General features: G+C 62.0%; 1 protein-coding gene. It reads left to right on the plus strand.

Annotation, left to right across the window (positions count from 1 at the left end; all coding sequences use genetic code 11):
• Positions 1-318: 318 nt before the first annotated feature.
• Positions 319-1,860 (plus strand): IS1380 family transposase, encoded by a 1,542-nt coding sequence (locus MJD61_10840; protein ID MCG8555764.1) that lies wholly within the window; start codon positions 319-321, stop codon positions 1,858-1,860.
• Positions 1,861-2,048 lie beyond the last annotated feature (188 nt).

The following is a 2,048-nucleotide window of genomic DNA, read 5'->3' on the forward strand; positions in this document are numbered from 1 at the left end:
ACTGAAGATCACTGCCGCCACCACCGCCACGGACGGGCGCTGAATGCGCACGCCGGGGAGGAAGCGTGCCAGAGCCAGGATAACCCCAGCGAGAACCGCAAGCTTGATGAGTACCGACATGCTGCAACCTCTCGCGTAGACATCGAAGAGGCTCTTGCGTATCAGCCCCGCGACGAGGCGGCAACCGTGGCGGGTCCAGCCACTGACTAGTCCCTGACCAAGCGCACTTTTCTTCATTTTGCAGGGATTAAACCCTGAAAGCCCGATGTTTTGGGGGTTGTACAACCTCAACCAGAACACCGAAAGGGAGGCTTTCAGGTGAATCGCAGACTACGACGCTTTCATCAGCGGGAACAACAAAAAATCGCTCGGCGACTGCAGCGGGCCGAGGGCGGTCAGGAGCCGCGCGGCGATGGGTCGCGGCCCGAGTTTCGTCGGGGCGGGGTACGCTACGACTGTTCGGACCGCGCTCGGGCCATGCCGTACGGTGGGCTGGGCGTCATGCACGATCTGGCGCACCAGGTGGGGCTGGTGCGAGCCATCGACGCCCGCTTGAATCTGCTCAAGCTGCATCGGCCCTACTTCGAATCCGATCATATTCTGAATCTCGCCTACAACGCGCTGTGCGGTGGCCGGGTGTTGCAAGACATCGAGCTGCGGCGTAACGACTTGGTCTTCCTCGATGGTCTGGGCGCCCGCTCGATCCCCGACCCCACCACAGCGGGCGATTTCTGTCGCCGATTTGCAGTGAACGACATCTGGCAGTTGATGTCCATCATCAATGACGTGCGTGTCGGGGTGTGGCGACAGCAACCGGCCGCGTTCCTCGAGCAGACGGCGCGCATCGACGCCGACGGCTCGATCGTGAAAACGACCGGCGAGTGCAAACAAGGCATGGACCTGAGCTACAAGGGCGACTGGGGGTATCACCCGTTGCTCGTGTCGCTCGCGAACACAGGCGAACCGCTGTTCATCGTCAACCGTTCGGGCAACCGGCCGTCCGCCGAAGGTGCCGAGCGCTCCTTGGACGAAGCGATCAAGTTGTGTCGCCGTGGCGGTTTCAGCGACATCTTGCTTCGAGGTGACACGGACTTCTCGCTGACCGGGCACTTTGACCGCTGGACCGACGACGGCGTACGATTTGTCTTCGGTTACGACGCCCACAAAACCCTGGTAGACAAGGCGGTGCGCATCGCGGATGCCGACTACGAGCAACTGCTGCGCAAGGCCGACCAGGCGTTCCGCCAAGTAAAGCCCCGCGCCAAACAACCGCGCGTCAAAGAGGAGATCGTGAGGCGACGCAACTACCGCAACATCCGCTTGATCCGCGAAGACCTCGCCGAGTTTGCCTACAAGCCCTACAAGGCCAAAAAGACCTACCGCATCGTGGCGCTGCGCAAACAGACCGTCGAGGAAAACCAGCAGTTCACCATGCTTCAGGACCGATACCTGTTCTACATCACCAACGACCCCTCGCTGAGCAAAGAGCAGGTCGTGCGTGAGGCCAATGAACGCTGCAACCAGGAAAACCTCATCGAGCAGCTGAAAAACGGTGCTCGCGCGCTGCACGCTCCGCTCAACACGCTCGAGGCCAACTGGGCCTACATGCTGATCACAGCCATGGCCTGGAGTCTGAAGGCGTGGTTTGCGCTGTGTCTGCCCGTGCTGCCGCGCTGGCGCCAGCTGCACCATGCGCAGCGCGAGTGCATCCTACGCATGGACTTCCACACCTTCGTTCAGCGCTTCATCCTCATCCCGGTGCAGGTGCTGCAAACCGGTCGGCGGCTGGTGTTGCGGCTGCTTGCTTGGCGGCCCGACCTTCCCGTGCTGATGCGGTTGGCCGCTGCCCTGAGCGCCTGAGGCCTGTCCGACGCATTGGTGCCCGGGCAGGTCAGCTGTTTCCAAAAACCTCAAACCCCGAAGCCCTCAACAACGACCCACCAAAAAGCTCTACGCACCCAACGGGCACACGCCCAGGCAGGCGTGCGCCCGCGTGCCCACCCCACCCCAAGCGCCCCAAACGGCCACCATGGTTCACTTGTTTTGGG

This window comes from Pseudomonadota bacterium (genome assembly GCA_022361155.1).
Lineage (GTDB): Bacteria > Myxococcota_A > Polyangia > Polyangiales > JAKSBK01 > JAKSBK01.